This is a genomic window from Nevskiales bacterium, from assembly GCA_035574475.1.
Taxonomy (GTDB): Bacteria; Pseudomonadota; Gammaproteobacteria; order Nevskiales; family DATLYR01; genus DATLYR01.
This window is the reverse complement of record DATLYR010000045.1, coordinates 1-7,519: the sequence shown is the minus strand read 5'-3', so window position 1 is coordinate 7,519 and position 7,519 is coordinate 1. Positions and strand designations below refer to the sequence as shown.

Here is a 7,519-nt window from a genome sequence, read left to right as displayed (position 1 = left end):
GGCCTCGGCGTAGGGGCGGTAGTGGCTGAGGTCGGAGCTGGCCACGATCAGGGTTTCAGCCCCGCCCCAGAGTCGCTCGAGCACCTCGGCCACCGCCTCCGGCGCGGTTTCGCCGACCAGCAGCGGCACCAGCCGGGCTGTGGGCAGCAAGGTCTGCAGGAAGGGCAGCTGCACCTCGAGGCTGTGTTCAGGCGCATGCGGCGCGCCCCATTCCATCACCTGCGGCAGGTCACGCAGGGTCTGCAGCGCGGCGTGGTCGAGCGGCATCGCGCCGAGCGGGGTGGCGAAGGCGTCGGCCGTCGGCAGGGCGATGCCCGCGACGGGCAGGTAGTGAGCGGGCCCGAGCAGCACCACCCGCCGGATGGCGTTGGCGGCCGGCCCCAGCCGGTTGTAGGCATGCGCCGCGACCGGGCCGGAATACCCATAGCCGGCATGCGGCGCGATCAGCGCTTTGGGGACGGGGCCGGGGCAGGGGTTGTCACGCAGCAGCTGCGCCACCCCGCGCCGCAGCGCCACGGGATCGTCCGGGTAGAAAGCGCCGGCTACCGCCGGCGGACGCACGCGCATGCAGCACCTCGCTGCGATCGCCTCCTATACTGCTATATAGAGCAAGGCCGGCCGGGGTTGCCATGCTGCAGACCGTCGTTCCCACCCACCACTGGCACCGGCTCGAGGATGGCCGTGTGCAGTGCGACGTCTGCCCGCGTTATTGCAAGCTGCGCGAGGGCCAGCGTGGCATGTGCTTCGTGCGCGGCTGCGAGGACGGCCAGGTCAAGCTGTTCAGCTATGGCCGCTCCAGCGGCTTCTGCGTGGACCCGATCGAGAAGAAGCCGCTCAACCATTTCCTGCCCGGCACGGCCGTGCTGTCCTTCGGCACCGCCGGCTGCAACCTCGCCTGCAAGTTCTGCCAGAACTGGGACATGTCCAAGTCGCGCGAGATGGACACGCTGGCCGACCGCGCGAGCCCCGAGCAGCTCGCGCGCGCCGCGCAGCGTCTCGGCTGCGCCAGCATCGCCTACACCTACAACGACCCGGTGGTGTTCATGGAGTACGCCATGGACGTGGCCGATGCCGCGCACGCGCTGGGCATCCAGTCCGTGGCAGTGACCGCCGGCTACCAGTGTCCCGCGCCACGCGCTGAGCTGTACCGGCACATGGATGCGGCCAATGTGGATCTCAAGGCCTTCAACGAGAGTTTCTACTGGAAGGTCTGCGGCGGCCATCTGCAGCCGGTGCTCGACACACTGGTCTATCTCAAGCGCGAAACGAAGGTCTGGTTCGAGATCACCACGCTGCTGATTCCGGGCGAGAACGATTCGGAGGCCGAGATCGAGGCGGAGAGCCGGTGGATCATGGAGAACCTCGGCCCCGACGTACCGCTGCACTTCACCGCCTTCCATCCCGACTGGAAGATGACCGACAGGCCGGCCACGTCGCCAGCGACACTGACGCGTGCCCGCGCCATCGCGCGCCGCAACGGGCTGCGCTACGTCTACACCGGCAACGTGCGCGACCGCGAGGGCGGCAGTACCTGGTGTGCCGGCTGCGGCGCGCTGCTGATCGAGCGCGAGGGATACGAACTGGGCGCCTGGAATCTGACCGATGATGGCCAGTGCCGCCGCTGCGCCACACCGCTGCCAGGCGAGTTCGCAGGCCCGCCGGGCGGTTGGGGATCGCGGCGCCTGCCGGTGCGCATCGCCACAGCCGTCTCCGGCGGCGATTAGGCCGCACAGACGGCTGCGGGCGTCAACCCAGCCATTGACCCTGCCGCCGCCGGGCAGTAACGTGTATAAAAAATAGACAACAAAAACACAGGGATGAGGGCAGGGAAGCGGGCATTCAACGCGCAGGAGGGATTTTCATGGGGCGAGTATCGATGGCACGGCCAGTGTTTCTGGCCTGTGGACTGCTGGTTTTTGTTGCGAGCGGGACGGCGACGGCCAAGGTATCGCCCGCCGAGGCCGAGCGCCTGGGCAAGGATCTGACGCCGATCGGGGCCGAGAAGGCGGGCAATGCCGAGGGCACGATCCCGGAGTGGACCGGCGGGTTGCCGCAGAAGGGCACGCTGACGCCCGACTGGGACAACTTCCCCGACCCCTTCCCGGGCGAGCGCCCGCTGTTCACCATCACGCGCGCCAATCTCGCCCAGTACCGCGACAAGCTGTCGGTCGGGCATCTGAAGATGTTCGAGCGCTTCGCCGACTACAAGATGAACATCTACCCGAGCCATCGCTCGGTGGCCTATCCGGAGCAGATCTACCAGGCGACCAAGGCCAACGCGACCAGTGCGGAGCTGGTCGGCGGCAACCCCGATGCGATCAAGGGTGCGCGCCAGGGTTTCCCGTTTCCGATTCCGACCAGCGGCGCCGAGCCGATCTGGAACCACCGCCTGAAGTACCGTGGCGAGCACGTGCGGCGCTACAACAACCAGGCCATCGTGCTGCCCAACGGCACCGTCGCCTACAGCAAGATCGTCGAGGACGTGCTGTTCCAGTACGCCAGCCTGAAGGACCCCAAGCCGCTGGACACGCCCGAGAGCACCTTCCTGCTGTACCTGTTCAACTCGATCTCGCCGCCGCGCGTGGCCGGCCAGTTCATCCTGGCCTGGGAGCATCCGTCCAAGCGCAGCGCCTGGATCTACAACCCGCAGCTGCGCCGCCTGCGGCGCGCGCCCAACGTGGCCTACGACAACCCGGCCGAGGGCACCGACGGCAACCAGTTCTACGACCAGGTGGACATGTTCAACGGCGCGCTCGACCGCTACACCTGGAAGCTGGTGGGCAAGCGCGAGATGTACATCGGCTACAACAACGCGGTCATGAACCGGCCGCCGGTGAAGTACGCCGATCTGGTCAAGCCCGGCCACCTCAACCAGGACCTGCCGCGCTACGAGCTGCACCGGGTGTGGGTGGTCGAGGCCAACAACGTGCCGGAGCTGCGCCACAGCTTCAAGAAGCGCGTGTTCTACATCGACGAGGACAGCTGGTCGATCGCGATGGTGGACTACTACGACCAGCGCGACCAGTACTGGAAGTTCCACGAAGGCTTCATCATCTACGTGCAGCCCGTGCAGTTCGGCACCAGTGTGCCCGAGGTCATCTACGACCTGCAGTCGGGTGGCTATTTCGTCACGTCGATGTTCAGCGAGGACAAGCCGGGCGACTTCTCCTATCCGCTGACGCCGGACAATTTCACGCCCGACGCGGTCAAGAAACTGACCTCCCGCTGACCCCGATATCGCGCAGGTAACGCCATGATCCAACGCTTGCTCCTTGCCCTGGTCGCCGGTCTTGCGGTCGGCGCACTCGTCTACCTCATGACTCTGAGCCAGACCTTCGACCTGTCGGCGCACAACGCCACGCTCGAGTCGCTGCGCCAGCTCAAGCAGCTCGACAGCCGCCTCAACGAGGAAACGCTGCGCGCGCGCCTGCTGATCGACCCGGATTCCACCGCGCTGATCGACATGCTGCCCGAGGTGCGCAAGGCGGTGGACAGCCTCAACCAGGGCGAGAACGCCATCGAGAAGCTGGGCGATGCGCGGCTCAAGCAGGCCTACGACAACTACCGCGCGGCGATGGAAAAGAAGCTGCAGCAGGTCGAGCAGTTCGAGACCGACAACCTGTCGCTGGCCGAGTCCATCGAAACCATCCGCCTGGCCGGTGAGGAGGTGCTGGCTGCGCTGCCCGCCAGCGAGACCGCGGTGCGTCAGCAGATCCTGCAGCTGATCAAGGAAGTGCTCGAATACGGCCTGCTGCCGGCGCCGGAGAATGCGCAGAAGCTCGCCGATCTGGGTCTGGAGATCTCCAAGCTGGCGCCGACCCTGCCGATCGAGGTGCAGCATCAGGCGGTGCAGCTGGCCTCGCGGCCCAACGCGGTGCTCAACCAGCGCCAGGCGAACGAGCGTCTGCTCGGCGAGATCCTCAAGGCGCCGACGGTCAAGACCCTGGCCGAGCTGGAGGCCAGCTATGACGCCGTGCACAACGCGCGCCTGCGCGAGGCCGAGACCTACCGCCTGATCCTGATCGGCTATGCGGTCGTGCTGCTGCTCGGCCTGGCCTACCTCGGCTGGCGGCTGAGAAAGAGCTTCATCGATCTGGACAAGGCCAACCGCCAGCTGCAGCGCGCCAACGAGACCCTGGAGATCAAGGTGCAGGAGCGCACCCGGGACCTGACCAAGGCCTACGCGGCGCTCAAGTCCTCGCAGGCGCAGGTGGTGCAGGCCGAGAAGATGGCCTCCCTCGGCCAGATGGTGGCCGGCGTGGCGCACGAGATCAACACGCCGCTGGGCTTCGTGCGCAGCAACGTCGAGATGGCCAGCGGCATGTTCCAGGACATCAAGCGCCTGCTCGATCGCTATGCCCAGACCATCGGGCTGATCCGCGCGCCGCATGCGGACGAAACCCAGATCGCCCAGGCCTTCGATCAGCTGGCGGCCACCGAGGCGCAGGTGGACACCGGCGTGCTCGACGACGCCGGCACGCTGCTCACCGACAGCCTGCGCGGCCTCAACCAGATCAACGACCTGGTCACCAACCTGAAGGATTTCAGCCGCCTGGACCGCTCGCGCATGGACTGGTTCGACGTCAACGAGGGCCTGGACGGCACGCTCACCATCTGCCGCAACCAGCTCAAGGACCGCATCGAGGTGGTTAAGAACTACGGCCAGGTCCCGCAGATCCAGTGCGCGCCCTCGCAGATCAACCAGATCTTCCTCAACCTGATCACCAACGCCACGCAGGCGATCAGCGGCCAGGGCCAGATCCGCCTGACCACGCGCGCCACCGGCGGCGAGGTGCAGATCGTGGTCGAGGACACCGGCTGCGGCATGACGCCGGAGGTGATGGACAAGATCTTCGAGCCGTTCTTCACCACCAAGGAGGTCGGCAAGGGCACCGGGCTGGGCCTGTCGATCGTGTACCAGATCGTGCAGGAGCACCGCGGCCGCATCGACGTGCAGTCGCAGCCCGGCAAGGGTTCGCGTTTCACGGTAACGCTGCCGGTGCAGCAGCAGGCGGAAGCCGCATAGCCAGGAAGCCGGAGGTATCGCCATGGAAGCCACTGCCAGCGTCATAACGCCCGAACCGGATGGCGCACGGGCGCGTCTGCTGTTCGTGGACGACGAAGAATCCATCCTCACCACCATGCGCATCATGTTCCGCCGCCAGTACGACGTGCTGCTGGCGAACGGCGGCGAGCAGGCGCTGGCGCTGCTGCGCCAGCACGACGTGGATGTGATCGTCTCCGACCAGCGCATGCCGGGCATGGTCGGGGTCGAGCTGTTGCGCGAGGCGCGCAAGATCCGTCCGCGCGCGATGCGCATCCTGCTGACCGGCTATTCCGACTTCAGCGCCATCCTCGGTTCGATCAACGACGGCGAGATCTACCGCTTCGTGCACAAGCCCTGGTCGAATGCCGATCTGCAGGACATGATCGCGCAGGCGGTCGAGGCGGCGCGCAAGCTGTCCGGCGAGCAGGTCAGTCAGCTCGACGCCGAGTCGCCGGCTGCCATGGCCGGCAACGCCCGTCCGGCGATCCTCATGCTCGACAGCGACATGATCGCGGTGGACGAGATCAAACGCATGCTCGGCGCCGACTACGAGGTGCACCACGCCACCAGCATTGCCGATGCGCTCGACCTGCTCGACAAGCACCCGATCGGCGTGCTGATCACGGAGACCATGATCGGCAGCGAGAGCGTCACCACCATGCTCGGGCTGCTCAAGCAGCACCACCCGCAGGTGGTGTCCATCGTGCTCACGCACCGCAGCGACGCCAACGTCGCCATCGACCTGATCAATCAGGGCCAGATCTTCCGCTTCCTGATCAAGCCCACGCGCGAGGCCATGTGCCGACGCAGCGTGCAGCAGGCGATCCAGCGCCACCAGACGCTCAAGGCCAATCCGCTGCTGGCGCAGCGCTACCGCGTGCAGGAAACCCCGGCCATCCAGGCCGCGCCGCCGAGCATGCTGCAGCGCATCCGCCAGCTGCGCGGATTCTTCAGTACAACGTCCTGACCATCGGCGAAAGAATGGACAGGATAGACAGGACGATCAGGATTCACTGGACGGGATTTTTTGCGAAAGAATCAACCTGCTGATCCTGGACATCCTGTTATCCTGTCGCGTTCTTGAGTTTCTGCCGGCCGCCGGGGCGGAATCCCGTACAATGCGCGGCCCATGACCGCGCGCAGCTTCAGCAGCCCGGACGAGCAGCGGCGCTTCCAGCGCCTGCGCTGGCTGAGCCTCGGGCTGCTGACGGTGGCCTTCATGGTCGCGTTCTTCCACCGCATGGCGCCGGCGGTGATCGCGGATGAGCTGCGCGCCGCCTTCCAGACCTCGGCGGTGGCGCTCGGCACGCTGGCCGGCATCTATTACTACGTCTACACCGCGATGCAGATCCCCTCCGGCATCCTGGCCGACACGCTGGGGCCGCGACGCAGCGTGGCGCTGTTCTCGGTCATCGCCGGCGGCGGTTCGATCCTGTTCGCGCTGGCGCCCAGCCTGTGGGTCGCCAGCCTCGGCCGTTTCCTGGTGGGCCTTGGCGTGTCCACCGCCTTCATCGGCGTGATGAAGCTCAACGCCAGCTGGTTCAGCGAGCACCGCTACGCCGCGGTCAGCGGTTTCGTGGTGCTGCTCGGCAATCTCGGCTCGGTGCTGTCGGCGGCGCCGCTGTCGCTGCTGCTCACCGTCACCACCTGGCGCAGCGTATTCGTCGGCATGGGCCTGTTCTCGCTGCTGCTGGCGGTGTTCATCTGGCGCTGCGTGCGCGACACGCCGGAGCAGGCCGGCTTTCCCAGCCCGCGCGCGCTCGCCGGCATCGAGCCGGTGACGCAGTATTCGCAGCACTGGTGGCACAGCCTGCGCGAGGTGCTCGGCACGCGCGCATTGTGGCCGGCGGTGCTGTTTTTCTTCGGCATGCTCGGCAACGGCCTGGCGTTCAACGGCCTGTGGGGCGTGCCGCTGATCCAGGACCGCTTCGGCCTCGACCGCGCTGCCGCCTCGACCTATCTCACGCTCAACCTGCTGTGCTTTGCCTTCAGCTCCTTCGCCTCCGGCTGGCTGTCGGACGCGCTCGGCCGGCGCAAGCCGGTGCTGGTGGCCGCCGCCGCGCTCGCCTGCCTGTGCTGGCTGGCGATGATCCTGCTGCCCTGGGGGCCGGGCTGGAGCGGCTACCTGCTGTTCGCCGTCATGGGCCTGTCCACCGCCGCGGTGGTGCCGGCCTATGCCGCGGCCAAGGAGCTGGCACGGCCGCAGGCCTCCGGCATGGCCATCGCGCTGGTCAACACTGCGCTGTTCCTGGGCGCGGCCGTGCTGCAGCCGCTGTTCGGCTGGATCATGGACCTGACCTGGGATGGCACGGTCGTGAACGGCCTGCGCCACTACGCCTGGAGCGACTACCGCAACGCGCTGGGCATGTCCTTCGGCGTCGCGCTGCTGGGCCTGGCCGGCGCGCTGTGGATGCGCGAGACCCACAACCGCAACGTCACCCTGCGCCGCACGGCCGAGGCCATGCCCTGAGC

Annotated in this window: 6 protein-coding genes; 5 read left to right on the top strand and 1 reads right to left on the bottom strand. The window is 67.1% G+C overall.

Going from position 1 to position 7,519, the window contains the following annotated elements:
- The coding region (amrB, locus tag VNJ47_02715; GenBank protein ID HXG27746.1) for an AmmeMemoRadiSam system protein B at positions 1-567 on the bottom strand (567 nt) is incomplete at its 3' end.
- A gap of 62 nt (positions 568-629) precedes the next feature.
- On the opposite strand from amrB, the gene amrS reads away from it, so the two are divergent.
- The 5 genes from amrS to VNJ47_02690 all read left to right on the top strand — a co-directional run bounded on the left by amrS (position 630) and on the right by VNJ47_02690 (position 7,517).
- Positions 630-1,724: an AmmeMemoRadiSam system radical SAM enzyme gene (gene amrS, locus VNJ47_02710; protein HXG27745.1), complete on the top strand. Its 1,095-nt coding sequence runs from the start codon at positions 630-632 to the stop codon at positions 1,722-1,724.
- A 152-nt stretch (positions 1,725-1,876) separates the two neighbouring features.
- On the top strand, positions 1,877-3,229 hold the full coding sequence (locus tag VNJ47_02705) for a DUF1329 domain-containing protein (GenBank protein HXG27744.1): 1,353 nt from the start codon (positions 1,877-1,879) through the stop codon (positions 3,227-3,229).
- A 24-nt stretch (positions 3,230-3,253) separates the two neighbouring features.
- Positions 3,254-5,026, top strand: a complete 1,773-nt coding sequence (locus tag VNJ47_02700; GenBank protein ID HXG27743.1) for a DAHL domain-containing protein — start codon at positions 3,254-3,256, stop codon at positions 5,024-5,026.
- 22 nt (positions 5,027-5,048) lie between these two features.
- Entirely contained in the window at positions 5,049-6,014 is a 966-nt protein-coding gene (locus tag VNJ47_02695; GenBank protein HXG27742.1) for a response regulator, read from the top strand.
- Between the two features lie 162 nt (positions 6,015-6,176).
- Positions 6,177-7,517: an MFS transporter gene (locus tag VNJ47_02690; GenBank protein ID HXG27741.1), complete on the top strand. Its 1,341-nt coding sequence runs from the start codon at positions 6,177-6,179 to the stop codon at positions 7,515-7,517.
- The last annotated feature ends 2 nt before the right edge of the window (positions 7,518-7,519 follow it).

Coding starts and splice junctions, on each gene's coding strand:
- amrS (HXG27745.1), top strand. CDS start 630: ATGCTGCAGACCGTCGTTCCCACCCACCACTGGCACCGGCTCGAGGAT.
- VNJ47_02705 (HXG27744.1), top strand. CDS start 1,877: ATGGCACGGCCAGTGTTTCTGGCCTGTGGACTGCTGGTTTTTGTTGCG.
- VNJ47_02700 (HXG27743.1), top strand. CDS start 3,254: ATGATCCAACGCTTGCTCCTTGCCCTGGTCGCCGGTCTTGCGGTCGGC.
- VNJ47_02695 (HXG27742.1), top strand. CDS start 5,049: ATGGAAGCCACTGCCAGCGTCATAACGCCCGAACCGGATGGCGCACGG.
- VNJ47_02690 (HXG27741.1), top strand. CDS start 6,177: ATGACCGCGCGCAGCTTCAGCAGCCCGGACGAGCAGCGGCGCTTCCAG.